The organism is Marinobacter shunpengi (genome assembly GCF_045449715.1).
Classification (GTDB): Bacteria; Pseudomonadota; Gammaproteobacteria; order Pseudomonadales; family Oleiphilaceae; genus Marinobacter.
The window spans coordinates 109223-134740 of sequence record NZ_JBJJLA010000022.1 but is presented as its reverse complement, the minus strand read 5'-3'; the positions used below and the strand labels follow the sequence as shown (position 1 = coordinate 134740).

23 protein-coding genes are annotated in these 25518 nt (G+C 63.0%); 12 read left to right on the top strand and 11 right to left on the bottom strand.

The window, feature by feature from the left end:
• Window positions 1-30: 30 nt before the first annotated feature.
• The 6 genes from ACJO3T_RS16245 to ACJO3T_RS16220 all read right to left on the bottom strand — a co-directional run bounded on the left by ACJO3T_RS16245 (window position 31) and on the right by ACJO3T_RS16220 (window position 5290).
• The gene (locus tag ACJO3T_RS16245; RefSeq protein WP_406979143.1) at window positions 31-438 is read right to left on the bottom strand and encodes a CBS domain-containing protein; all 408 of its coding nucleotides are present in this window, start codon (window positions 436-438) and stop codon (window positions 31-33) included.
• Window positions 439-573: 135 nt separating this feature from the next.
• Window positions 574-1305 (bottom strand): sulfite exporter TauE/SafE family protein, encoded by a 732-nt coding sequence (locus ACJO3T_RS16240; protein WP_406979142.1) that lies wholly within the window; start codon window positions 1303-1305, stop codon window positions 574-576.
• A gap of 1 nt (window position 1306) precedes the next feature.
• Entirely contained in the window at window positions 1307-2128 is an 822-nt protein-coding gene (locus tag ACJO3T_RS16235; protein WP_406962661.1) for an SDR family oxidoreductase, read from the bottom strand.
• Window positions 2125-3066, bottom strand: a complete 942-nt coding sequence (locus ACJO3T_RS16230; protein WP_406962663.1) for an SDR family oxidoreductase — start codon at window positions 3064-3066, stop codon at window positions 2125-2127. The genes ACJO3T_RS16235 and ACJO3T_RS16230 overlap by 4 nt, the downstream gene beginning before the upstream one ends.
• A gap of 4 nt (window positions 3067-3070) precedes the next feature.
• Window positions 3071-3979 (bottom strand): bile acid:sodium symporter family protein, encoded by a 909-nt coding sequence (locus ACJO3T_RS16225; RefSeq protein WP_406979141.1) that lies wholly within the window; start codon window positions 3977-3979, stop codon window positions 3071-3073.
• Window positions 3980-3985: 6 nt separating this feature from the next.
• Window positions 3986-5290: a flavin-containing monooxygenase gene (locus ACJO3T_RS16220; RefSeq protein WP_406962666.1), complete on the bottom strand. Its 1305-nt coding sequence runs from the start codon at window positions 5288-5290 to the stop codon at window positions 3986-3988.
• Window positions 5291-5389: 99 nt separating this feature from the next.
• On the opposite strand from ACJO3T_RS16220, the gene ACJO3T_RS16215 reads away from it, so the two are divergent.
• Both ACJO3T_RS16215 and ACJO3T_RS16210 read left to right on the top strand, forming a co-directional pair.
• Complete coding sequence (locus tag ACJO3T_RS16215) at window positions 5390-6370, top strand: AraC family transcriptional regulator (protein WP_406979140.1); 981 nt, start codon at window positions 5390-5392, stop codon at window positions 6368-6370.
• A 387-nt stretch (window positions 6371-6757) separates the two neighbouring features.
• Window positions 6758-7567 carry an ATP-grasp domain-containing protein gene (locus ACJO3T_RS16210; RefSeq protein WP_406979139.1) on the top strand — a complete coding sequence of 270 codons (810 nt, stop codon included), beginning with the start codon at window positions 6758-6760 and terminating at the stop codon, window positions 7565-7567.
• Between the two features lie 12 nt (window positions 7568-7579).
• On the opposite strand, the gene ACJO3T_RS16205 is transcribed toward ACJO3T_RS16210, so the two are convergent.
• Complete coding sequence (locus ACJO3T_RS16205; RefSeq protein ID WP_406962670.1) at window positions 7580-7792, bottom strand: YjfB family protein; 213 nt, start codon at window positions 7790-7792, stop codon at window positions 7580-7582.
• Between the two features lie 253 nt (window positions 7793-8045).
• Here ACJO3T_RS16205 and ACJO3T_RS16200 point away from each other — a divergent pair, with 253 nt between their 5' ends.
• The gene (locus ACJO3T_RS16200; RefSeq protein WP_406962671.1) at window positions 8046-9221 is read left to right on the top strand and encodes a type III PLP-dependent enzyme; all 1176 of its coding nucleotides are present in this window, start codon (window positions 8046-8048) and stop codon (window positions 9219-9221) included.
• A gap of 136 nt (window positions 9222-9357) precedes the next feature.
• Here ACJO3T_RS16200 and ACJO3T_RS16195 read toward each other — a convergent pair whose 3' ends face one another.
• The 4 genes from ACJO3T_RS16195 to ACJO3T_RS16180 all read right to left on the bottom strand — a co-directional run bounded on the left by ACJO3T_RS16195 (window position 9358) and on the right by ACJO3T_RS16180 (window position 13933).
• Window positions 9358-10560 (bottom strand): MFS transporter, encoded by a 1203-nt coding sequence (locus tag ACJO3T_RS16195; protein ID WP_406962673.1) that lies wholly within the window; start codon window positions 10558-10560, stop codon window positions 9358-9360.
• A 6-nt stretch (window positions 10561-10566) separates the two neighbouring features.
• Window positions 10567-10962 (bottom strand): ectoine synthase, encoded by a 396-nt coding sequence (locus ACJO3T_RS16190; protein ID WP_328185367.1) that lies wholly within the window; start codon window positions 10960-10962, stop codon window positions 10567-10569.
• Window positions 10963-11076: 114 nt separating this feature from the next.
• Window positions 11077-12573, bottom strand: coding sequence for a GTPase/DUF3482 domain-containing protein (locus ACJO3T_RS16185; RefSeq protein WP_406979138.1), 1497 nt, complete (start codon window positions 12571-12573; stop codon window positions 11077-11079).
• Window positions 12560-13933: a DUF2868 domain-containing protein gene (locus ACJO3T_RS16180; protein WP_406979136.1), complete on the bottom strand. Its 1374-nt coding sequence runs from the start codon at window positions 13931-13933 to the stop codon at window positions 12560-12562. Before ACJO3T_RS16180 ends, ACJO3T_RS16185 begins: the two co-directional genes overlap by 14 nt.
• 56 nt (window positions 13934-13989) lie before the next feature.
• Here ACJO3T_RS16180 and ACJO3T_RS16175 point away from each other — a divergent pair, with 56 nt between their 5' ends.
• The 9 genes from ACJO3T_RS16175 to ACJO3T_RS16135 all read left to right on the top strand — a co-directional run bounded on the left by ACJO3T_RS16175 (window position 13990) and on the right by ACJO3T_RS16135 (window position 25509).
• Window positions 13990-14352 (top strand): DUF6164 family protein, encoded by a 363-nt coding sequence (locus tag ACJO3T_RS16175; protein ID WP_406979135.1) that lies wholly within the window; start codon window positions 13990-13992, stop codon window positions 14350-14352.
• A 28-nt stretch (window positions 14353-14380) separates the two neighbouring features.
• Window positions 14381-15814 (top strand): sigma-54 interaction domain-containing protein, encoded by a 1434-nt coding sequence (locus ACJO3T_RS16170; RefSeq protein WP_406962680.1) that lies wholly within the window; start codon window positions 14381-14383, stop codon window positions 15812-15814.
• Window positions 15815-16102: 288 nt separating this feature from the next.
• Window positions 16103-17179, top strand: a complete 1077-nt coding sequence (locus ACJO3T_RS16165; RefSeq protein WP_406962682.1) for a TRAP transporter substrate-binding protein — start codon at window positions 16103-16105, stop codon at window positions 17177-17179.
• Between the two features lie 77 nt (window positions 17180-17256).
• Complete coding sequence (locus ACJO3T_RS16160) at window positions 17257-17859, top strand: TRAP transporter small permease subunit (protein WP_406979134.1); 603 nt, start codon at window positions 17257-17259, stop codon at window positions 17857-17859.
• Window positions 17859-19229 carry a TRAP transporter large permease gene (locus ACJO3T_RS16155; protein ID WP_406979133.1) on the top strand — a complete coding sequence of 457 codons (1371 nt, stop codon included), beginning with the start codon at window positions 17859-17861 and terminating at the stop codon, window positions 19227-19229. Before ACJO3T_RS16160 ends, ACJO3T_RS16155 begins: the two co-directional genes overlap by 1 nt.
• 35 nt (window positions 19230-19264) lie before the next feature.
• Entirely contained in the window at window positions 19265-20044 is a 780-nt protein-coding gene (locus ACJO3T_RS16150) for a 3-hydroxybutyrate dehydrogenase (protein ID WP_406962688.1), read from the top strand.
• An 11-nt stretch (window positions 20045-20055) separates the two neighbouring features.
• Window positions 20056-22050: an acetoacetate--CoA ligase gene (locus ACJO3T_RS16145; RefSeq protein WP_406979132.1), complete on the top strand. Its 1995-nt coding sequence runs from the start codon at window positions 20056-20058 to the stop codon at window positions 22048-22050.
• 87 nt (window positions 22051-22137) lie between these two features.
• Window positions 22138-23679 carry a phospholipase D family protein gene (locus ACJO3T_RS16140; RefSeq protein WP_406979131.1) on the top strand — a complete coding sequence of 514 codons (1542 nt, stop codon included), beginning with the start codon at window positions 22138-22140 and terminating at the stop codon, window positions 23677-23679.
• A gap of 183 nt (window positions 23680-23862) precedes the next feature.
• On the top strand, window positions 23863-25509 hold the full coding sequence (locus ACJO3T_RS16135; protein WP_406962694.1) for an arylsulfatase: 1647 nt from the start codon (window positions 23863-23865) through the stop codon (window positions 25507-25509).
• Window positions 25510-25518: the final 9 nt, after the last annotated feature.

The window sequence follows — 25518 nt, the reverse complement described above, 5'->3', positions numbered from 1 at the left end:
ACCCGCTCGGCCACGCCGGGCCCTGGCGGCCTAAGCCGCCCGGCAGGTCTTCAGTTGCTCGTTCAGTGCCGCCATCACATGGGAGCGGGTCAGCACGCCCAGCACGCGGTTGTCACGGTCGACCACCGGGTACACCTTGGGTTTCTGTTCGGTGAACAGGGCACCCAGCGCCAGCTCCGACATATCCGGTGTGACGGAGACCGGGTGACGGGACATGATGTCGCTGATCCGTACCCAGTTGTCGCAGTGGTAGGTGCTGCTGGCCAGTGAGCGGATGCAGTCCTGCTCGGACAGGAATCCCACCAGGCGATTGTCGTCATCCACCACCGGCAGGCCGGTATAGCCGCTGGACAGGATCTGGTCCACGGCGCGGCTCAGGTAGTCCCGCTCATGCAGTGCAGGGGTCCATTTCGACATCAGATCTTGTACGGTACGCATCGGTCCCTCCTCGGAATTTATCAGGCGTCTGGCCAATAAGTATCCGGATTGGGGCAGTGACTGCCCAATGGGACTTTCCAATGCTATCTATTCCCATAAGCTATCGTTATTAATAGATCGATAGCTAACGACCATCTAAGCCCGCAAGATCAGTAGCACGCCGGTAATCAGCAGAACGCCATACACTGCCTGCCGGAAGCGCTCCTCGTTGAGCCGGTGGTGCAGGAATTCCCCCACCAGCACGCCCACCACCAGCAATGGCAGGTACCACACCAGCCGGTGAGCGCTGGCCACCAGGCTGCCATCGAACAGGTAGAGCACGCTGAGGGTCAGGTTCAGGGTGAACCAGACGGTTAGCAGGGTAGCCCGGGTCCGGCTCTTGTCGAGCCGGATGCCCGCCAGGGCGTAGACCAGTAACGGCCCGCCGGAGGCGAACAGGCCGTGGGTGATACCGGCCCCGAAGGTGATTATGCGGCTGGTTATCAGGCCGTGGGGTTCCGCCACCCGGCCCCCGAACAGTCGCCACAGTTCCTTGCCGGCAAACCACACCACCAGCGCGCCGAACAGGGCCTTGAGGATACCGGCGCCCAGCCAGGGGGTCAGCAGGTAGCCGGCCACCGTGCCCGCCAGCATCAGCGGCAGGATCAGGGTGGCCAGTAGCCGCCAGTCGATATGGTGGTGATGCCTCCAGGTCAGGTAGCCGCTCATGAATACGTTCAGGGGCACCAGTACCGGCAGCATGTCGGGGATGGGCAGCAGCACGGCCCCCAGGGACAGGGCGATGACAATGGAGCCGAAGCCGGTGATGGCTTCGATGGTGTAGGCCAGCAGGATGGCAAAGCCCAGCCAAAGCCAGGGGTCGATCATGTCACGGGGCCTTTGTCCGGAGTGTCGGGTGGTGGCTGCTGGCAATATCGCCGGCAAACTTACGGCGTATGGCTCGCAGGTAGAGGGCCGGCGCGATGCGCCACAACAGGCTGCCGAAACGGGAGACGCCATCGGGCAGTAGCCAGCGCTTGCGCCTGTTCAGGGCCTGGTCAATCATCCGAGCCATGTCATCGGCGCTGGACAGGCCGCCGATGGTGGAGCGGGCATGTCTGGCCTTGCTCCCATCCGCCCCCAGGGCGTTGTGCTCGATGGGGGTGTCCAGGAAGCTGGGGTACACCATCAGCACATGGACGCCCCGGGGCTCCAGCTCCAGCCGCAGCACCTCGAAGAACTGGGCCAGGGCCCCCTTGGCGGCGCAGTAGCCGGCCCGCCCCGGTACCGGCATCCAGCCGGCCATGGAACCGATGCAGATAATGCTGCCCCGGGACTGTTCAAGCAAGGGCAGGGCCAGTTGTGTCAGTTCCACCGGCCCCTGCCAGTCCACCGCCATCACCTTTCGGAACACCTCCGGATTGGTGTCCGTGGCGGGCGACCGGTGGGTGATGCCGGCGTTGTTCACCAGCAGGTCCAGCCGGCCGAAAGTGGTCTCGGTTTCGTGCACCAGGCGCTGGAGCTCGTCCCGCCGGGTAACGTCGACGGTGACGATATGCACCCGGGTGTCGTCGCCCAGTTCCGCCCGCCGCTGGTGAAGGGCTTCGGCATCGATATCCGCCAGCACCAGGCAATGTCCGGCCCGGTACCAGTGTTGCGCCATGGCCCAGCCGAGGCCGCTGGCGGCGCCGGTAATCAGGGTAACGGTCACAGGTCACCCCGCTGCTGGGCATGCCCGACGAAGAAGTCGAAGGTTTCCGCCGAGGTCTTCCGGGGCCGGTAACCGAATTCCTCCTTCAGGCGCCGATTGCTGAGTACCGGCCGGTAGCGCAGGAAATTGACCTGCTCCGGTCCCACCGGTTTGCCCAGCCATTTTGCCACCTGCAGGCCCGCCTTGACGACGCCCGCCGGCAGGGTCAGCAGGGGCTTATCCAGTTTGCGGGCAATCTCGCGGATGGTCAGGGCACCGTCGCCGGCCATGTTGTACCGGCCGGTCCGGTCTTCGCGGATGCCCTGTTCCATGGCATCCAGCACATCCTGGTCCCAGATGAACACGAACGGTGAGTCACTGCCGCGGATCGCCAGCAGCCGGGGCGCCAGGAACAGGCTGGTGATCTGGTTGCGGGTATCCGTGCCCAGTACCGTGCCGGGTCGGAAGATGAGCTGTTTCAGTTCCGGATGCTCGGTGCGGTAACGGGCCAGCAGCTCTTCCACCTGGCGCTTGTGGTCCGAGTAGGCGAACTCCGGGTTGCCCCGCAGTGGGTCATCCTCGTCGATCCACGGGGGGTTGTCCGGGTGGTAGCCATAGGCGGCCCCGGAACTGGTCACGGTGATGTGCCGGACCTTGGCGGCCACACAGGCTTCCAGCACGTTGCGGGTGCCGTTGACGTCGATGTCGTAGTCCCGCTGCCGGTCCGGTGAGGCCTGGAGGATCGACGCCAGGTGGATAACGTGGGTGATGCGGTATTCCGCCAGGGTCAGCACCAGTTTCGAATCGCGGACATCCAGCACTTCCAGGGGAAAGTCCAGGCCTTCCCGCCAGTGCAGGTCGGTACCCATGACGAAGTAGTCCTTCGCCAGCCGGTTGCCCAGCTGGTGGCCAATGTAGCCGGCGGCGCCGGTGATCAGGATGCGTTTTTCGGTGGTCATGATGTCAGCTTTGTGGTTGTACGGGTTTGGGATCGGGGAGCGGCCGATGGGCCCAGATCTGTGACAGGGTGAGGCCTGACACCAGGTGCCACACGCCCCAGAAGGCGGTAATCAGCATCATGCCGCCCGCTTCCGGAAAGAAAGTAAACAGGATCACCAGCCCCAGCCCCGAGTTCTGGATTCCCACCTCCATGGTCACCGCCCGCTGGTCCGGCACCGACAGTTTCATCAGCCGGGCCATGCCGTAGCCCAGGGCCAGTGCCAGCAGGTTGTGGCCCACCACCAGCCAGAAGAAGGTATGGAACTGGGCCAGGAACAGATCCACGTTATTGAGGAAAGCGATGGCCACGAAGGCCAGAAATATTAGCAGCGAAATGAACCGCAGGGGTTTCTCGCTACGCACCGCCAGCGTCGGGAAGCGTCTGCCGGTGACCATGCCCAGTACCAGCGGCAAGGCCAGCACCAGCAGCACCAGCATGAGGATGTTCTCTGGCTGCAGGGCAATCTCCTGCAGGTAGGCGCGGGTGTGGGGGTTGAGCCAGCCGTAGAGGGCAAAGTTCAGCGGCGTCATCACCGTGGCGGCCAGGCTGGAGACCGCGGTCATACTCACCGACACCGCCACGCTGCCCTTGCCCAGCCAGGTCATGATATTGGAAAAACTGCCCCCGGGGCAGGAGGCCACCAGGATCATGCCCAGGGCCAGTTGCGGATCGACCCGGAAGACCCAGGTGAACAGACAGGTGGCTGCCGGCAGCAACAGGAACTGGGCAATTAACCCGGCGATGGGGGCCCGGGGTATGGTCAGTACCCGTTTGAAGTCGGCGGGGCTCAGGTTGAGGGACACGCCGAACATCATCAGGGCCAGGATCACGTTGAGGGTGACCAGGCTGGCGGGGTCAAACTGCACCGTCATACGGATTTACCCCTTGCTGTGGTCGGGTTGGAGTTTGGCGATATGGCCTGCCAGGGTCTCCAGGTACTGGTCCTTGTTCACATAGTAGGCCATGCGGGCGAGCTTGATGTAGTTGTAGCCCCCATCCAGCCGTTCGCCCACCCGCTCCTTCTTTCGTTGCCGAAGGTCTTCGGCATCCCGGGTACCCTTCTGTTGCTCGCGGATGAACAGGGCAGCCAGTCGTGCCTGCTGGTTGCGACCTTCCCAGCCCAGGCCGGTGGCCTCGATCATCCCCATGAGGAACAGGTTGTCGTAGTCCGGGTGCATCATGTTCAGGTACAGCCGGGGCGCGTCCTCGTGTTCCGGCCAGTTGAGGTGCTTGCGGTCGATGAACGGGTAATCCAGCAGGTAGCCGGTGGCCATCAGGATCAGGTCGTACTCGCCGCTTTCGCCGTCGCTGTAGTGGACGGTCCTGCCCTCGACGCGATCGATGCTGCGCCGGGGGTGGATATCCCCGTGGCCCAGATGGTGCAGGATCAGCGAGTTGATCACCGGATGGGATTCGTACATGCGGTAGTCCGGGTCCGGCAGGCCGTAGTCCGACGGCTTGCCCATCACCAGTCGGATCAGCGCGGCGTCCAGCCGTTGCTTGATGGGCCGGGGCATCTTCAGTTTGCCACCAATGGTGTCGATGGGCTTGCCGTTGAGGAACTTGGGCAGGAAGTAGTAGCCGCGACGCAGGCTCATGTCCACCGAGCGGGCATGGTGCACGGCGTCCACGGCGATGTCGGCGCCGGAGTTACCACAGCCGATGATCAGTACCCGTTTGCCCTTGAAGACATCCGGAGAGCGATAGTCTGCGGAATGCATCAGTTCGCCGTCGAACTCGCCGGGCAGGCTGGGCCTATTGGGGGTATGCAGGGTGCCGTTGGCGATCATTACGCCGTCGAAGGTGCGGGTCTGTTGCTGGCCGTCGTGCTCGGTGGTCACCTGCCACTGGTCGCCGTCGGGCTCCACATTCACCACGCAGGTGTTGAACTCATAGTGTTCACGCAGGCCGAAATGGTCGACGAAGTCCCGGAAGTAGGTGCGTAGCTCGTGGTGGCTGGGGTACTGGGCCACCGAGTCCTTCATGGGAAACTCCACGAACTCGGTCATGCGCTTGGACGAGATCAGATGCGCGGTTTCGTACATGGTGCTGTGCGGGTTGTCGATATCCCACAGACCGCCTACGTCGCCATGGAGTTCGAATCCGGTAAAGGGAATGCCCTGCTTCTGGAGATTGCGGGCACAGGCAAGGCCCATGGGGCCCGCGCCGATCACTGCATACATGTTGGAATTTCCTGATTTTGTTTTTGTCATCCCGTATCTTATGGGTAAATGCGTCCGTTTTCCTGACCGGACAGGACAGAAACCACGACAATTCAGGCCATGATCGGAACGTCACCCACGGTTACCCACCTCTATGCCCAGGCGATCCTGCAGGCGGCGCAACGCCGGGGCATCACGCTGTCCGACGATATTACCCGACAGGTGGTGCCGGGGCAGCGGGTGCCACTGGCGGTGCAGGACCGGCTCTGGGAGGAATATTGCCAGGCGGTGGACGATCCGCTGGCCGGGCTGGAGATCGGCCTGGCGTTGCAGGTGGGGCACCTGGACAGTGCCGGTATGTTGCTGGTGAGCTGCGATACCCTGCGGGAGGGGCTTGAGGCGCTGGTGGAGTACGCGCCAGTGGTGGGTGATGGTGGTGAGTTCTCGATCTCGGAGGATGCTGATTGGATCAGCCTCTGCTATCGGCCGGAGTATCGGGTGCGGGTGGCGGAACGGGTGGACGCAGTGATGGCGTCGCTGGTGCGGCTGGCAGGCTGGGCTACCGGGGAGGCTTTCCGGCCGGAGATCCTGTTGCTGGCTCATCCGTCCCGGGGTGATGGGGTGTCCTATCGGGAACGGCTGGGTATGCCGGTGGTGTTTGACGCTGATTGCAACTGTCTGCAGTGTCACCGGGACCAGGGCGATCTGCCGTTGATCCAGGCCAATAGCGCGTTGCGGGATCACCTGCGGCAGCTTGCGGATCATACCCTGGAATCCGTGGGTCATCAGAGTCTGAGTGGGCAGGTGAGTCGCCTGGTGCGGGAGCATCCTAACTGGGGCAAGGAGCGGGTGGCCTCGGAGCTGGCGGTCAGTGGCCGACATCTGAACCGGTTACTGGCGGATGAGGGGTTGTCGTTCAAGGTGCTGCGGGAGCGGGAGTTGCATCGGTTGGCGACGGAGTTGTTGCAGGCCGGGCAGACAGTGGTCGTGGTGAGTGAGCGCCTTGGGTTTTCGGAGGAGGCCGCCTTTGCCCGGGCGTTTCGGCGGTGGGAAGGGGTTAGTCCTGCCCGGTATCGTTCCGGGCTTTCCTCCGGGGAGTAGGTATTTTAGCGTTAGTGCCTGCGAGGGGGTGCTGGTAGGTCTCTCGCCGCCGCAATTCACGGCCCATCCCTGGACCGACCATGCTACCGGGCCTTCCCTGGCCCTGCTCTGAAAGACCTACCAGCACCCCCTCACTTTTGACCCCGTGCTTGCCTCCATGAAAACACTGCATCCAACTGAAAGGCTCACTAGACCTGTTTGCCGGCAAACCGCGCCTCGCTTCCATGCCAATCATGAGACAAAAGATCAGTAAAGATTCGCTCGTTTTCGAGTCCAGCCACCAAACCAGCCAATCTACGAACCCAGCTCACGGCTTACTCACAAACCACTTGCCAAACACCGAATTGCCCATAAAATGCACAGCGTCTCCCTTGAGCAAACACCCCAATGCAACTGGTTTCCTTCGATATCTTCCGTACCCTGGGCTTCCCGGATACCACCACCATCAAACCCGAGCACTTCCTGCGTCACAAGGCCGAGCTTGAACAGGCCGACTGGGTACTGTTCCCGGAATACTGGCAACTAAATGCCCTGGTCCATGGCCTGAAGTGCCGGGTTTTCCCCAGTGAAGCCAGCTACCGCATCGGCCACGACAAGGTCGAGATGACCCGGGCCTTCCAGACCGTGGCCCCGGAACATACTCCCTGGACACTGATCGAAGCCAACGGGCCGGAAGAGCGGGAGCGGGTCTGGGCGACCATGCCCTCGCCTTTCGTCGCCAAGTTGCCCAAGGCCTCCATGGGTGAGGGCGTCTGGCTGATCGAATCCCGTCAGGACTGGTTACGGTACTGCAAGCGGACGCCGGTGCTGTACGTGCAGGAATACCTGCCCATCGACCGGGATGTCCGTGTGGTCGTGGTGGGTGACCAGGTGCTGACCGCCTACTGGCGGAGGCAGTCGGATCAGGGCTTCTATAACAACGTGGCACGGGGCGGAAAAATCGATGCGTCGGCGGTGCCGGCAGTGGCGACGGACCTTGCCCTGAGCCTGGCACGGACGCTGGGCGTGGACCATGCCGGTTTCGACATCGCCCTGGTGGAAGGCTACCCCTACGTGCTGGAATTCAACCGGCTGTTTGGCAACCAGGGGCTGGCCCAGGGAACGGCGTTGAAGGATGCCATCCTGGGCTATCTGCGGACCCGGACGGCGCCGGAAGATCCGGACGGCCCGGCCCCACTCTGGCCGGTGGCGGTCTGAAGGTTCCGGCCCTCAGGCCTTCACGTCAACATTGGCCCCGACGCGATCCGACGGATTAGCGCCGGCAGTGGGTACGGCGGTATCGGTGACGCCTTCCAGCAATTGCATGGCGCCCTGTTCCTGCATGTCCATGGCCTGTTTCATGACCTGGATCTGCGCCTGTTCACTCACCCGTTGCTGGCTCATCTGGGTGCTGGCGGCTGCCATGGAAGCGACTTCAGACATCGTTATACTCCGGCTGTTCAATTTGTGACCACATTAACAGTCTGGGCGGCGTATTGAATAGCCCCCAACCCCTTCCTGTTTCAATACATTACAAATCTATTCCAGTGGTTTCATAAGGTCTTGCCCCATGGGTATTTCTGCTCATATCCGGCCCATGAAAAAAGCCTGATGATCGCGCCATATGACGGGTACTGCAGCGTTGCTGTGGTGCCCTTTTTTATGGGCGATTACCCTGTGGAGGGACACACCACCCATGACCGATGTCACCAACGCCAACATTGCCGACTACTACGACGCCGAGACGTTCAAGCGCATCAAGGACTTTGCGGACACGCAGGAAACCCCGTTCGTGGTGATCGACACCAAGGTGATCGACCGCCAGTACAACGAGCTGGTGGAAGGCTTTCCGTACGCCAAGGTCTACTACGCGGTGAAGGCCAACCCGGCTCCGCAGATCCTGACCATGCTGCGGGACAAGGGCGCCAGTTTTGATATTGCCTCGGTGTATGAGCTGGACAAGGTGATGGCCCTGGGTGTGACCGGTGACCGGGTCAGCTATGGCAACACCATCAAGAAGGCGAAGGACATCCGCACCTTCTACGAGCGCGGTGTGCGCCTGTTCGCCACGGATTCCGAGGCGGACCTGCGCAATATTGCCAAGGCGGCCCCGGGCTCGAAGGTGTATGTTCGGATCCTGACCGAGGGTACGCTGACCGCGGACTGGCCCCTGTCCCGCAAGTTCGGCTGTCAGACCGACATGGCCATGGACCTGCTGATCCTGGCCCGTGACCTGGGGCTGGTGCCCTATGGCGTATCATTCCACGTGGGTTCCCAGCAGCGTGAGATCGGCGCCTGGGATGCGGCCCTGAACAAGGTGAAGGTCATCTTCGAGCGTCTGAAGGAAGAGGACGGCATCGAGCTGAAGATGATCAACATGGGCGGTGGTTTCCCGGCCAACTACATCACTCGCACCAATGAGCTGGGGGTGTACGCGGAAGAGATCCATCGTTTCCTGAGGGAGGATTTCGGTGACGACCTGCCGGAGATTATCATCGAGCCGGGCCGTTCACTGATTTCCAATGCCGGTGTGCTGGTGAGCGAGGTGGTGCTGATCTCCCGCAAGTCCCGAACGGCCCTGCACCGATGGGTGTATACGGATGTGGGCAAGTTCAGTGGTCTGATCGAGACGCTGGATGAGGCGATCAAGTTTCCGATCTGGACGGAGAAGTCCGGCGAGGGCGAGGACTGTGTGATTGCCGGGCCGACCTGTGACAGTGCCGATATCATGTATGAGCACCACAAGTATCCGTTGCCTCTGAATCTGGCGATCGGGGATCGGATGTACTGGCTGTCTACCGGGGCCTATACGACCACTTACAGCGCTATTGAATTTAACGGGTTTCCTCCGTTGAGAGACTTCTACCTCTGAGATTGGGGGCGGGCCGCGAAGCGGGGGGCGGGTTCTTCCGGAAACCCAAAACTCGCTTCGCTCAGACAAGGGTTCCCTGCAGAACCCACCCCCCGCTCCACGGCCCTCAGGCTGTGAGTGTGGGGCCTCTTCGGGGTCAGCCTTCGGGCTGGCCCTTTTTGTTTGTCAGGTCGAGGGTGAATGCCAGTGGCAGCACCAGCACGCTGTAGCCGACCATGATCATCAGGGCGTGGCGGATATCGCCGGTCCAGTCTGCCAGGACGCCGCCCAGCATGGGTACCGAGAACGCCACCGTGTAGCCCACCAGGAAGGTACCGGCGGAGAGGCGACCGGTGTCTTCGGAGCGGACCACCAGTGGTGGCAGGGCGATCAGCAGGATCAGCAGTATGCCGGCGACGAAGCTCATGAAGGTGGCGAAGGCGATGGACCACCAGCCTTCGGTAACGATGGTGCCGGCGGTGCCGAGGATGCTCAGGGCGGCCATCCAGACGATCAGGTCGCGGCGGCCGACCCACTGGCGGGCCATTTTCAGCATCATCAGGGAGGCGAAGACCTGGGCGATGTTGTAGCAGAACAGGGCTTCGGAGAGTTTTCCGAAGTGGCCCTGCTGCTCCAGCAGGTTGCCCATGTAGGCGTTGAGGCCAAAGAACATGGAGGAGGACAGGCCCAGCAGCAGGCCCAGTTTGAGGGTCAGGGGATTGCGCCAGTCCGGAAGCCAGGCTGCCCGTTTGGTGGGGCGGCTGAGGTCCCGCCTGGGGATGAACAGGGCGGCGGCCACCAGCAGCGCCGGCAGCGACCAGGCCAGCAGGGTGTCCTGCCAGCTATTGTCCAGCAGCGGCATGAGCACCGGCAGGGTGACGCCGGCACCGATGAACTCGCCCATCAGCATGCCGTTCATGTAGATGGCGGAGCCGATGGCAATGTGGTGGGGCTCCAGCCATCTCGGTAACAGGGCCGGCAGTGCAGGTTGCATCATGGCGATGCCGAGGCCCATGACGATGCTGGCGACCATCAGGGTGATGGCGTCAGGAACTAGCCCCCGGGCGGCGGAGCCCAGGGCCATGATGGTGATGGCCAGTGCCAGGGTGTTGCGGGGACCAAGGCGGGAAATCGCCAGGGAGCCGGGCATGGCGCCAATGGCCAGCATCAGGATGGGCAGGGTGGTGAGGGCGCCGGTCAGGGCCTGGTTGAGGCCCAGGTCATCGCTGATGAACGGTGCCAGCGGCGGCGCCACCAGGATGGGGATGCGCAGGTAGACACCGGCCAGCCAAAGCAACACCGCCACCGGCAGCAGCGTTGCTGGCGGTGGCGGTGTGGTTGCGGTGCGTTCGACCGCCATCAACGATCAGTTGTCGCTGGTGTCCGGCAGGTAGGCACCGTCTTCGTCGTGGATTTCACGGCCGGTCACCGGCGGGTTGAAGGCACAGATCAGGCGCATGTCCTCGGTGCCACCATACAGGGTGTGGCGGTCGTGGTTGTCGAGGGAATACAGGGTGCCGTCGGTGATCTCGTGAACCTCGCCCGTGGCCAGGTCCTTGATGCGCCCGTTGCCGGCTACGCAGTAGACGGCTTCCAGGTGGTGCTTGTACCAGAAGGTGTGCTCTGAGCCGGCCTTGATAATGGTCTCGTGAAACGAGAAACCCATGCCGTCCTTTTTCAGCAGCAGACGGCGGCTGGTCCACTGCTTGTCGCTGACTTCACGTTCGGTACCGATGATGTCCTGCACTCGTACGATTTTCATGGGCGTACCTCGTTCTGGTTGGGTAAAGCCGTTCTGAAAGCCAGGGATCATCCCGGTATCGTTCAGAGGCTACTGAATGTGACAAGCCTTGCATTATAACTGTTTGGCCGCCCCTTAACGAGGCCGGCCCGCCTCCCCAGAGGCTATCGAATCCCTGCTGGCACCGTTATCGGCCCGCCATTTCCGGTAACCCACCAGGGCGGAATGGATGGCGGCCTCCAGGGGTTGCTGTTCGTCAGGGGCCAGTTGCCGGCCCTTGCGCAGCTTGCCGAGGGCTTGCTGGATCGCCTTGCGCTGGGGGCTGTCCAGTTGTTCCAGCCAGTGGCTGTCGGAGGGTGGCAGCTCCAGCGGGTCACGACCGGCATGGTTCCTTTCACTGATGTGCCACCAGTGATCCACCGCCCTTCCCAGAACAATATAGCCGAATTGCAGGTCCTGTACCGGGCCGAAGGTGGCGGTCTGTAGTTCGCCACTACCCTTCAGTGGCCCCAGCCGTAACGCCTGCACCGCCAGCCGGTCGCCGTAGAAGTAGCTGCCGGCGGCGCCGATCAGGCCACCGATCAGGGCGCCGGCGCCCAGGGAATGGCCCAGGGTCAGGGCGTCGATACCGGCACCACCGACCGCGCCGGCGCCGAAGCCGGCGGTGGCCAGGTAGCGTTTGCTGACGGCCCAGGCCTGGCGGGTGCTTTCGCTGAACAGGTCATGGTCCTGGTGCCAGCTCAGTTCGGCTTCCTGACGGGCGATCTGGTGGTGCTGGTACAGAGTCTCGATATCCCGTCGCAGGCGCTCTTCCCGTTCCCGCTGATTCTGGTACCAGCGCTCCCTGAGTCGGGTTTCCAGGGCCTCGCGACTGTTGCTGCCGGGTGTCGGCAGGTTTCGGGGCAAGGTACGGGACTCCTGGTGGCGCATCATGTCGGCGAGTGCGCCGGCAATCAGCCGGGCGGACTGCCATTGCCGGTCTTCCCGCTGGCGCGTCAGATAGTGGGTGGCCTGATCCAGGGGTTGCTCCCAGTCCGGGCGGAGTTGGCCAAAGGCTTTCAGAAGGCTTAGATGTTTCTCGAACGGGGCGCGAACGGCGTCGAAACTGCGCACAACCTGGAAGAACTGCCCCAGGGCCTTGTGCCAGCTTTCGGTGTGGTCGTCGGCGCCGATACGGTTGATCAGGGCCAGGCTGGGTTGTCCGGTCCAGCGCAGGATGGTCATTTCCGCCTCCTGCTCGGCTGTATAGGGCACTGAGCCGTCCACCACGTAGATGATGCCGGCGCCCTCGATGATGGGCGTCAGCAACTCACACTCGTCCCGGAACTTCGGGTTGTCCCGGTTCTGGTGCACGAATGCCGCCACCGTATCCGGCCGGTCGGAGGCGGACAGGCTGTGTGCCTCCAGCCATTCCAGCACCCGCCGCGGGCGCTGGAACCCGGGGGTGTCCACCAGGGTATACAGGGTGTGGTTGTCCACGGTCAGGGGGTAGGTGTGGCTCTCCCGGGTGGTGCCCGGTTCCAGGGCGATGGCAATGCGGTCGTTCTGGGACAGGGTGGCCACGACGCTGGACTTGCCCCGGTTGGGGTGACCCACGACGGCGAAAACCGGCGCCTGATCACTGGGGGGCATGGTGCACCTCCGGTGTGTTGGCGGTGGCCACGCGGGTGTTCTGGCCGACCCTCTCTGCAAATCGCAGCCATTGGGCCAGGGGCTGGGGCGCTGGTGGTTGCGACGGATCGCTGGCCACGGGCAGCAGGATCAGGGCGAGATCCGGAAACTGTTTGGTGGCATCTTCCAGGAAGTCCTCCAGCTCTGCGGTGGGGGGCTCCCAGCTCCGGGTCACCACCAGAAGGTGCCGGTCCTCCGGAGATCGCCGCTCAGCGATGGCGTCCAGGGTGTCCCGGTCCGCCTGAAGACTCTGGTTGCCCCCCGCCCGCAGGGGCTGCGAAGGCGGCTTTGTCAGGATGTCCGCCGGCGAGGCGCCGGCCCAGCAGACCACCAGCGGAGTCTCGGGAATGGCGACGGTGTCCGAGGTGACATCGACGGGAAGCTGGCCACTGTCGGTGGCGTCGCTGCCAGTCTCCACCGCCGGGGTTTCCATGCGCCAGAGCAGCGCCTTATAGCCGGGGTGGTCGCAAAGCGCCCGTTGCTCCTTGCGGCGAAGGTCCAGGGTGGCGACCACCAGTAACAGCAGCCGCGGCAGGATGGTCCATGTCAGCCAGGCCATGGCCACGAAGGGCCACCAGGCGCCCCAGCGGATACTGGCGGTGTCCGTACCGGCGGCATCCAGCCGGAAAAAGCGGGTGTCCGTCACCAGATCCAGGTTTGGGGTGGCCACCGGCAGCCAGCCGGACCAGGGGGCCGCCACCCAGGAGACAACGCGATACCAGCCCTCGGCTGACGTTTCCAGGGTGGTGCTCCAGCCGAAAGCCAGGTCCTGCACAACCACGGAAACCAGCAGGGTCAGCAGTCCGGCGACGCCGAAGGCGAGGCCGGCGGCCTGGGCGGTCCGTGCCATCATCGGGCTGAACAGGGGCCGCAGGACTGATGATGGCTGACGCTTCTCCAGACGGTGTTGCAGACTGTGGGCCAGCGGTGCCCAGGGTTGCCAGCCGGCCAGCCCCTGGCAGGCGGTGAACAGGGCCAGCACCAGTTGCAGCAGGATGACGCCGAGGATCACGGTGATATTGATCTGCTGGCCCCCATCATAGAACAGCAGGCCCGACATGGTGATGACGCCGAGCAGCGCACCGGCAGTGATAAAGACGGTGGTAAAGTGCCGCCAGAACCGGAGTTCCGGGAAACCGGCGGCGGTTGTCCCGTTCAGGGCCTGGAGCTTGCCCAGCCAGTGGCGGATATCCGGCTTGTGGCCCTCGCCCCGGTCCAGGGCGTAACGGCGGTCCCGGCGGTGCAGGAAGGTCGGCGACTGCCGCTGGTCGCGCTGGTGCTGGTGATCAAAGGCCAGCAGGGTCTCAAGGTGGCCGGGCATGGAGTATCCTTGTAGCAATGACGTACAAAAGCCAGACGGCCACGAGAGTGTAACCGATGCCCCACCATTTGATGAATCTGCGCCATGTGCCCGACGACGAGGCGGATGAGATCCGCGCCCTGTTCGAGGAGCATGGGGTGAACTACTACGAGACGCCTCCCTCCTTCTGGGGTATCAGCATGGGCGGTTTCTGGGCCCATGACGGGACCGAGGTGGAACGGGCGAAGGCCCTGCTGAAGGACTACCAGGCCGGGCGTCAGCGCCGGCAACGGGAAGCCTGGGAAGAGGCCTTGCGCCAGGGCCGCGGCGATGGCGTCTGGCACCAGTTCCTGCGCAAACCGGTCACGGTTATTGCCGCCCTGGCGGCGCTGGTGTTTATACTCGGCGTTTCACTGGCCCCGTTCCTGAAGCTGGGCTGATCCACCGTAGCGCCAGATGAGGTACCGCATGCCATCCCCCTTCCAGCCGACCGGAATCCGCGGCCTGACCCGGGACATGATTGAGGCACTGATCGCCATGTTCGAAAAGGCCAGTGCCGGGGCCATTGCCGTGGACTGCGACGCGCGCATTACCTGGATCAATGACAGCTACTGTCGGTTGCTGGGTGTCCGCGAGCAGGATGTGATCGGTCAGCCGGTGCAGCGGGTTATCCCCCAAAGCCGTATGCCGGAGGTGGTGGCCAGCGGTGACCCACTGTTGCTGGATATCATGGAGCATCAGGACCAGCAACTGGTGGTCACCCGACTGCCCTACTTTGATGGAGACGGTGCCGTAGTGGGCGCCATCGCCTGCATCCTCTATGACGATCTGCAGCCCCTCACGCCCCTCGTGGCCCGATACCGCCGCCTGCACAGGGACCTTCAGGCGGCCCGCAAGGCCCTGGCCAAACAGGCAAGGGGCACCCGTTACAGTTTATCGGACTTTATCGGCGCCAGCCCGGCGGCGCTGGAGGTCAAGCGCAAGGCGCGGCTGGCGGCGGGGCGGGACATGCCGGTACTGCTCCAGGGGGAGACCGGTACTGGTAAGGAGGTGCTGGCCCAGGCCATCCATGCCGCCTCCGGGCGGGCGGAGCGTCCGTTTGTGGCGGTCAACGTGGCGGCCATACCGGAAAACCTGCTGGAGGCAGAGTTCTTTGGCGTTGCCCCCGGTGCCTACACCGGCGCCGCCAAATACCGTGACGGGCGCTTCCAGCTCGCCAACGGCGGCACCCTGTTCCTGGACGAGGTGGGCGACATGCCGCTGCCGCTGCAGGCCAAGTTGCTCCGTGCGCTGCAGGAGGGGGAGGTGGAGCCCCTGGGCTCCAACCAGGTGCAGGCGGTGGATGTGCGGGTGATTGCCGCCACCAGCCGTGACCTGCGGCAGATGATGGTGGAGGGCAGCTTCCGGTCGGACCTGTACTACCGCCTGAATGTCATGGACATTCAGGTGCCTTCCCTGCGGGAGCGGCTGGCGGACCTGGGCATTCTCTGTGAAAGTCTGTTGGCGGACCTTTCGGATGGGCCGGGCCTGGGGGCGGAGATCACCGACGAGGCCCTGGCCCTGCTGGCCCGGCACCACTGGCCGGGCAACATCCGCGAACTGCGCAATGTGCTGGAGCGGGCGCTGACCCTGAACGAGAATGCCGAAGCCCTGGACCGGGACATACTGGCACAGGTGCTGCCCGCCCTGGAGACGTTGTCGGTGCCGGTCACCGACACTGTCCCGCGCGCCGGCCACCCGGTTGCTGGTGTTACCCATACCCTGGCGGAGGTGGTGGCATCGGCGGAGCGGGAAGCCATTGAATCAGCCCTGGCGGCCAGCCGGGGCAACCGCAGCCGGGCGGCCCGCCTGCTGGGGATTTCCCGCTCTGTGCTCTACCAGAAACTTGCCAGAATGTCCTGAATCAAGGACACCTGTCCGTAATTAAGGACAGGTTTTCGCTGATATACATGGGGATTGTCCGATTTTCAGGACACCTATCAATTCCCGGCTGTGCGCCGGCATTCTATTCATCTGATTTTTAAGACAAAATCCTGATCGGCACGGTTTCTGCTCACCAGGGCGTGACGGCCAGAACAACCACTAACAACACTGGCTTTCCCGTCCACGGCGATAGTGCCCGGTTCCGGTTGTTCTGGCTGCAACAGACAGTCCTGTCGTGAGTGCGACAAAAACAACAAGGAACCCGATATGTCGATCAAGACCTCCGTATCCCGTCTTGGCCTGGGCGTGGCCGCTGCCAGCGCCCTGGCCCTGTCCGCCACCCCCGCCGCCGCGGAAAAGGTCCGCTGGCAGGTGCCGCTGGCATTCCCTTCCCACCTGGTGGGGCTGACCACACCAGTCAAGCACCTGTCCGAGAACCTCAAGGATATCTCCGGCGGCGATATCCAGTTCCGCTACTATGAGCCGGGCGAGCTGGTGCCCCCCTTCGAGATCATGGATGCCGTCAGCGAGGGCAAGTACCCGGCCGGCTATACCTGGGTTGGCTATGACCAGGGCACCATCCCCGCACTGCCGCTATACTCCGGCGCGCCGTTCAATATGGAGCCCCCGGCTTACCTGGCCTGGTACTACGAGGGCGAAGGCCGCGAATTGCTGGAGGAAATCTACGCCGAGCGCAATATCCACCCCATGCTGTGCAGCATCATCGGCCCGGAAGGCGCCGGCTGGTTTGCCGAGCCCATCGAGTCACTGGACGATTATGACGGCCTGCGCATCCGCTTTGCCGGCATCGGCGGCAAGGTTCTCGAAGAACTCGGCGCCTCGGTGACCATGGTGCCCGGCGGTGAGATCTACCAGGCCCTGGAGCGGCAGACCATCGATGCCACCGAGTTCTCGCAACCGGCCATCGACAAGATGCTTGGGCTGGACCAGATCATCAAGAACTACATCATGCCGGGCTGGCACCAGACCCTGACCACCTCCCACCTGCTGGTCAACAAGGATGTCTGGGATGATCTTGAACCCCAGACCCGCGCCCTGGTGGAAATGGGCTGCGAGTCCGCCACCCTCAAGGGCTTCGCCGAGAGCGAATACGCCCAGCCCACCGCCCTGCGGGACTACCAGGACGAAGGCGTGACTGCCCAGACCCTGCCGGAACCGGTACTGCGGGAACTCCAGGAGGCCACCAACAAGGTGCTGGATGATATCGCCGCCGAGGACGAGATGTTCAGGCGGGTGCTCACCAGCCAGCGTGAGTTCATGGAACACCACTCCATCTGGCACAGCAAGGGCTACCTGCCCCGGGACTTCTACCAGTACGACTGATCCCGTAGCCAGTCGCGGGCGGGCGCATTCCGTGCCCGCCCGTTTTCCCCTGAATCCAGAACATATCCGAGGTTGATGTGACGGAACCTGCGACTTTCAGTGCTCCGGCCAGCCCCGCTGCCCACCATAACGGCCTTCCCCACAACCGGCTTTCCCAGGGCCTGGATCGGCTGATCAGCGCCATCGGCAGGGGTCTGTCCTGGCTGTGGCTGGTGATGCTGGTGGTGGTGCTGGTCAACGTATTCAGCCGGTTCGTGCTGTCCCGGGGCTCCATTGCCCTGGAGGAGCTATCCTGGCACCTGTTCGGCATCGCCATGATGATGACCCTGGCCTACGCGGTGGTGAAGGATGACCACGTGCGGGTGGATGTGCTGCGAGAGAAATTCTCCCTGCGGACCCGCGCGCTTATTGAGGCCCTGGGCATTGCCCTGCTGGCGCTGCCGATCCTCTACCTGATGATGGAAGCCCTGGTGCCCTACGCCTGGAAGGCCTTTGTGCTGGACGAGCGTTCACAGGCCCCCAGTGGCCTGCCGTACCGGTTTATCTTCAAGGGTTTCCTGCCCCTGGGCCTGGCGCTGGTGACCCTGGCCCTTTTCTCCCGGCTGACCCGGTGCACCACCTTGCTGGCGGGTTTCCCCCGGGCCCTGGCCGCTCCCCATGACCAGGAGGAGGACCACTGATGGGACTGGAAACACTGCTCGTTATCGCCATGTTCGCCAGTTTCATGGCGCTGTTGCTGCTGGGCTTTCCGGTGGCCTGGTCACTGGCCGGCATTGGCCTTGTGTTCGCAGTCGTTGGCCACGTGATGGTCGAACACTTCGACGCAGACCTTTGGTTTACCTGGTCCGGCACCATCGGTGTGCTGGATGCCCGTATCTATGGCATCGTGGCCAATGAACTGATGGTGGCCCTGCCGCTGTTCATCTTCATGGGCATCATGCTGGACCGTTCCGGCATCGCCGAAAAACTGATGCACAGCCTGGTGCGGGTGCTGGGGCCGTTGCGGGGTGGCTACGCCATCACCGTGGTTATCGTCGGCATCCTGCTGGCGGCCTCCACCGGCATTGTCGGGGCCTCGGTGGTGTTGCTGGGTATGTTGTCCCTGGGACCGATGATGCAGGCTCACTACAACAAGTCCCTGGCGGTGGGCACCGCCTGTTCCGTGGGTACTCTGGGTATCCTGGTGCCACCGAGCATTATGCTGGTACTGATGTCTGACCGGCTGGGAACCTCCGATGCGTCGGTGGGCAAGCTGTTCATGGGCGCGCTGATCCCCGGCCTCATGCTGGGGGTGATGTACATCCTGTATATCGGCATTGCCGCCTGGCTGAAGCGGGACCTGGCACCGGCGCCAAAGCATCACCAGAAGCTGGATTTGCGGGCGCTGGTGGATGTGTTCCTGTCGGTGGTGCCCCCCATGGCGCTGATACTGGCAGTGCTGGGGTCGATCTTCTTCGGTATCGCCACCACCACGGAAGCGTCGGCGGTGGGTGCCGCCGGCGCCATGCTGATGGCCTTTGTCAGCCGTCGACTGGACATGGACGTACTGCGGGAAGCCCTGTACCAGACCAGTCGTACCACGGCATTTATCTTCGGCATCTTTATCGGCGCCACGGTATTCGCGGCGGTCTTACGGGGTCTCGGTGGTGATGATGTCATCCGCGATGCCATCACCGGCCTGCCCTTCGGTACCACCGGTGTCCTGATCACGGTGTTGTTGATTACCTTCCTGCTGGGGTTCTTCCTGGACTGGGTGGAGATCACGCTGATTATCCTGCCGCTGGTGGCGCCGGTGCTGTTTTCCCTGGGCGTGGAGCCGGTCTGGTTTGCGGTACTGTTCGCGATCTGCCTGCAGACGTCGTTCCTGACTCCCCCGGTGGGTTTCTCACTGTTCTATATTAAGGGGGTCTGTCCGCCCGGCATCACCACAAGGGACATCTACCTGGGGGTGCTGCCCTTCATCCTGCTGCAGTTGCTGGGCCTGGGGCTGGTGTTTGCCTTCGAGCCCCTGGCAACCTGGTTGCCCAATGAGGTGTATGGTGGCCAATGAACAACAATGAACCGGATCAACAAGGAGTATCCGTCATGAGGCTGAAACAGAGAACCGCCCTGATTACGGGCGCCGCACGTGGCATCGGCCGGGCCATCGCTGAGCAGTACGCCCGTGAAGGCGCCCGGGTGGCCATTGCCGACCTGAACCATGACAGCGCCAATGAGGCTGCCGAGGCAATTCGAGCAGCCGGCGGCCAGGCCATGGCGTTGGCCATGGATGTCACTGACGAACAGGCCGTGGACGACGGCTTCCGCCAACTGGCCGACCAGTGGGGTGGTGTGGACATTGCCCTGGCCAACGCCGGGGTGCAACACATCGACCCGGTCCACAAACTGGCCTACGGTGACTGGCGCAAGGTGGTGGATGTCCACCTCAATGGTGCCTTCCTGGTGACTCGTGCCGCGCTGAACCAGATGTACGCCGGCAAGGGCGGTACCATGTTGTATATGGGCTCCGTCCACTCGGTGGAGGCCTCACCCCTGAAATCCCCCTATGTGGCGGCCAAGCACGGCCTGCTGGGCCTGTGCCGGGCGGTGGCGAAGGAAGGGGCCGAGCATGGTGTGCGCAGTAACATCATCTGCCCGGGCTTCGTACGCACTCCGCTGGTGGAAAAGCAGATTCCGGAGCAGGCGAAGGAACTGGGGATTTCCGAAGAGGAAGTAATCCGCAACGTCATGCTGAAGAACACCGTGGATGGTGAGTTCACCACCGTCGAGGATGTTGCCGAACTGGCCGTCCATCTGGCCGCTTTCCCCTCTGCCGCGCTGACCGGTCAGTCCATCGTGGTCAGCCATGGCTGGCACATGCAGTAAAGGAGTCCTGAATGAGTGACAAGCACGAGTCCATGGTGGTCTGGACACCATCTGAGGAAACCCTGGAAACTTCCCGCATGGAGCGCTTCAGGACCTGGCTGGAAGAGCAGGGCCTGGGGCCGTTTGCCGACTATCATGCCCTGCACCAATGGTCCGTCGACGAGCTGGAGACCTTCTGGCAGAAGGTCTGGGACTATTGCGGCCTGGTCTGCGACACTCCGGCCGAACGGGTACTGGGCAGCCGTGAGATGCCAGGGGCGGAGTGGTTCCCCGGAATGAAGCTCAACTTTGCCGCCAACCTGCTGCGGCTGGCGGAGGGCGACCATGCCGATCGTGAGGCGGTGGTGGCCTATTGCGAGACCCGCCCGGTGCTGCGGCGCAGTTACGGCCAGTTGAAGGCAGACGTAGGGGCCTTCGAGGCCTTCCTGCGCAGCCAGGGTGTGGCTCAGGGGGATCGGGTGGCCGGCATTGTCACCAACGGCTATGAGGCCATTGTCGCCATGCTGGCCACCACCAGCATGGGGGCCATCTGGAGTTCCGCCTCCCCGGACTTCGGGGTGGGCGCCATCAACGACCGCTTCGGCCAGATCGAGCCCACGGCGCTGGTGGCCGTGAACGGCTATGGCTACGGCGGCAAGGTATTCCCGCGCCAGGAAGCCTTCCGGGACCTGGTGGCGCAACTGCCATCACTGAAGTGCGTGGTGAGCATCGGGCAGCTACCCGATGATGGGCCCATCCTCGGCGACAGGGTCACCACCTGGGAAGATGCCCTGGCGGCTGGTAAAGGGCAGGCGCCCTCCTTCACGCCGCTGCCGCCGGATCACCCGGTCTACATCCTGTATTCCTCCGGCACCACCGGTAAGCCCAAGTGCATCGTGCATGGCAGCGCCGGGCTGGTGGTGAACCATGCCAAGGAACTGATGCTCCACGGCGATGTGGGGTCGGACGACCGCTTCCTGTACTTCACCACCTGCGGCTGGATGATGTGGAACTGGCAGGTGTCCGCGCTGATAACCGGTGCCGCCGTGGTCACCGTGGACGGCTCCCCGGGCTACCCCGATCTGAACATGCTGTGGGAAACCGTGGCCCGGGAGAGGGTCACCCACTTCGGCACCAGCGCCCGCTTTATCGCCGGCTGTCGTAAGGCTGAGCTGAAACCTGCCAGGGACCTGGACCAGAGCCACCTGCGGGTGGTGTTCTCCACCGGCTCGCCGTTGCTGCCGGAAGACTATGACTGGGTCTATAACGATGGCTCACCGGAGGTGCTGCTGGGTTCCATCGCCGGTGGTACCGACATCTGCGGCTGCTTCGTGGGGGCAACGCCCCTGCTGCCGGTACGCCGGGGCGAGATCCAGTGCCGTTTCCTGGGTGTGGATGCGGTGGCCTATGGCGACGACGGCAAGCCAGTCAGCGAGGGTCGTGGTGAACTGGTCTGCCGCCAGCCACTGCCGTCCATGCCGGTACGTTTCTGGAACGACCCGGATGGTGAGCGTTACCGCGATGCTTACTTCGCCACCTTCCCCGGCGTCTGGGCCCACGGCGACTTTATCGAGTTCACCGAGCACGGTGGTGCCATTATCTATGGTCGCTCCGACGCCACCCTCAACCCGGGTGGTGTGCGTATCGGCACCGCGGAAATCTACCGACAGGTGGAAACTATCGCCGAAGTGGCGGACAGTCTGGTGGTGGGCCGGCAGATCGACGGTGATGTGGAAGTCGTATTGCTGGTGGTGCCGGCGGAGGGCCAGACTCTCTCCGACGACCTGGTGCAACAGCTGCGCCGCCGCATCCGTGAAGGTGCCAGCCCGCGCCATGTGCCGAAGCACATCATTGCCGTGGACGACATCCCCTACACCCGCAGCGGCAAGAAGGTGGAGTTGGCGGTGGCCCGGCTGATCAACGGTTCGGCCAAAGAGGACAACCGCGACGCCCTGGCCAACCCGCAGGCCCTGGACCATATCCGCGAGCAATGCCGCGCCGCCGGCCTGCTGGACGGGGGTGCCTGAACCGGAAGCGATTGCCAATTGTCACGGGTTCTGCAAGTCTTTCCTCCATGGCCCATCATGACAATCCGGGAACAGGGAGGTGAACCCGTGACAGGTAACCGGTACCAAGGCGTACCCCTGGCGCTGCTCCTGATCCTGCTGCTGGCTGGTTGCAGCCTGCCGGTGGTGGACCATGGCAGCGACCTGACGGGGTTACCGGAAAGCGAGGTCCGGGAGACCCTGATCGGCCGGTCCGTGGCGACGCTGGCGTCCCGGAACCCTTGCGACACCGGCGTCTATCCCCTCTACGAACCGCTTGATGCCTTCGCCAGCCGGGTGCTGCTGATCCGCGCCGCCGAGCGCACGCTGGATGTGCAGTACTACATCTGGCAGGAAGACACTACCGGCCTGCTGTTGCTGGGAGAACTGCTGGAAGCCGCAGACCGGGGCGTCCGCGTGCGCCTGCTGCTGGACGATAACGGCATCGGTGGCCTTGACCCCCTGCTGGCGGCCATGGACAGCCACCCGGATATCCATGTCCGCTTGTTCAATCCCTTCACGGTGCGAAGCGCCAAATGGCTCAATTTCCTCACCGACTTCAGCCGGGTCAACCGGCGCATGCACAACAAGTCCATGACCGCTGATAACGCCCTGACGGTGCTGGGAGGGCGTAATATTGGTGATGAGTATTTCGGGGCCACGCCAGGTGCACTGTTCGTGGATCTGGACGTACTGGCCATAGGCACCACCGTGCCAGAGGTGACGCAGCAGTTCGATCGCTATTGGGCCAGCGAGTCCGCCTATCCCCTGGAAGCACTGGTGGAGCCCGTGGGGGCATCCCAGCGCCGCGCTTTGCGGGGGCAGATTCAGGAGACCGCCCGATCACCGGAAGCGCAACGCTACTTTCAGGCGGTCACCGACCGTCCCTTTGTGGGGCTGTTGCTGGATGGCGAGCTGGAACTGGATTGGGCAACGGCCCGTCTGGTGAGCGATGACCCCGCGAAGGTGCTGGACCAGGTGGATGACAGTCGTCTGATGATGAGCGACCTGGCCCGGGATATGGGCCCGCCCGGCCAATCCCTGGAACTGGTCTCCCCCTATTTCGTGCCCACCGACGAAGGCGTGGCGGTGTTCGAGCGGCTGGAGGAAAAGGGCGTCGAGGTACGCATCCTCACCAACTCCGCCGAGGCCACCGATGTGCTGGTAGTCCACAGCGGCTACGCCCGCCATCGCAAGGAACTGTTGAACGCGGGGGTGGAACTCTACGAGATGAGGGCCGTGGGGGCCGGTAACGGCGGCAGGGGCAGTTCCGGTTTCAGCCTGAACAGTTCCTCCAGCCTCCACGCCAAGACCTTTGCCATGGACGGCGACCGGGTGTTCGTTGGCTCCTTCAACTTCGACCCCCGGTCGGCGAAGCTCAACACGGAAATGGGCCTGATCCTGCAGAGCCCGGAACTGGCACGGCAACTGGCCAGCGTATTCGGGCCGGATCTCACGCTTCACGCCTACCGGGTGGAACTGGACGACGATGGTGACCTGATCTGGCGGGATGGCGCGGGTGATGTGCTGACCAATGAACCGGGTACCAATGCTTTCGATCGAGGCATGCTGTGGTTGTTCTCGCTGATGCCTATCGAGGGACTGCTTTAACTTCAGGCCTTTGGGCGACACTCAAAATTCACAAGTGTTATCCGGGATCGTTGCTAGACTAAGTTTGTCTACCATTGGCTAAATCGTACGCAATTGTCTGATCGCTTTGAACAGACTGCTGTTTGTGATGCTGTTGCGACTCATGGGGCAGACGTATCATTAATAGCTTAGAGGGATTTGGCAATGTCATTACGTATGATGGCCATGCTGGCCTTTGCTTCCGTGTTGCCAACGATTGGTAACGCCCAGGATTCGACGGACCACCAGGACTACCCCACCTACGGCTCCAAACCCAATATTGTCATGATCATCTCCGATGACACCGGCTACTGGGATCTAGGCGCCTATCTCGGCGGCAAGGCCCGGGGTATGGATACTCCCAACCTGGATCAGTTGGCCAACGAAGGCATGATGTTCACCGATTTCTATGCCCAGGCCTCCTGTACCCCGGGTCGTGCCGCCATGCAGACCGGCCGCAACCCGAACCGCTCCGGTATGACCACCGTGGCCTTCCAGGGCCAGGGCGGCGGGTTACCGGAGGCGGAGTGGACTCTGGCCTCGGTACTCAAGCAGGCGGATTACAACACCTACTTCGCCGGCAAGTGGCACCTGGGCGAGGATGACTACGCCATGCCCATTGCCCATGGTTACGACAAGATGGAGAACGTGCTGCTCTATCACCTCAATGCCATGACCTACGCCCTTGATGGCTGGAACCCCCAGATCACGGATGATCAGCGCAAGTTCTTCCAGGACAACACCATTGGCATTCTTGAAGGCGAGGCCGGTGGTGAGGCCACGGAAGTCCTGTCCATGGCCGACATGACCGAGGAGGACCTGGCCAATCTCGACACCAATACCGCGGAAATGGCCGTGGTGGAAATGGAGCGCCTGGCCAAGCTGGATCAGCCCTTCTTCATGTCCATCAACTGGTCCGCCAATCACCAGCCGAACATACCAGCCGATGAATATGTGGGTGCTTCGGACGTGAAGTCCAAGTATGGCGACAAGGTGGTCGAGATGGACGCCCAGACCGGCAAGATCCTGAACAAGATCAAGGAACTGGGTATCGAGGAGAACACCCTGGTGGTTTATACCGTCGACAATGGTGCATGGCAGGATGTGCACCCGGATAGTGGCATGACCCCATTCCGTGGTTCCAAGGGTACCGACCGTGAAGGTGGCTGGCGGGTACCGGCCTTCTTCAAGTGGACCGGAAAGATCGAGCCCAACAGCAAGTCCAGCGAGATTGTTGGTGGCCTTGACCTGATGGCCACGTTCGCGCACCTCGGTGGTGTCGAACTGCCCTCTGAAGACCGGGCCGGCGAGCCCATGATCTTCGACAGTCATGACATGGCGCCGATCCTGTTCGCGGATGTGGACGACGAAGACTGGGGCCGTAACACCTGGCTCTACTTCACCGAGACGGAACTGATGCCGGGTGCCATCCGGATTGACCAGTGGAAGGCGGTATTCAACCAGAAGGGCGACAACGGTGCGCTTGCCGGGTCTGAAGCGCCGGCAGCCGAGCTGGGCTGGCGTGGTCCTTCCCAGTATGCCGATGTGGTACCGCAGCTCTACAACCTCTGGGAAGACCCGCAGGAACGCTACGACATCTTCATGACCTCGGGTCGCGAGAACACCTGGGCGTTGCCGTTCTTCAGCCAGGAGCTGGAACAGGTTGCCCAGAGTTATATGGAGCACCCGCCGCGTCCGCTGCAGTCGGATGCCTATGGTGGTCCCATGACCATCAAGCGCTTCCGTGCCCTGCAACAGGTTCAGGGTGTGCTCAAGGAAAAGGGCATCGAGCTGAACGACGTCCAGCAGTGATGACCGGGC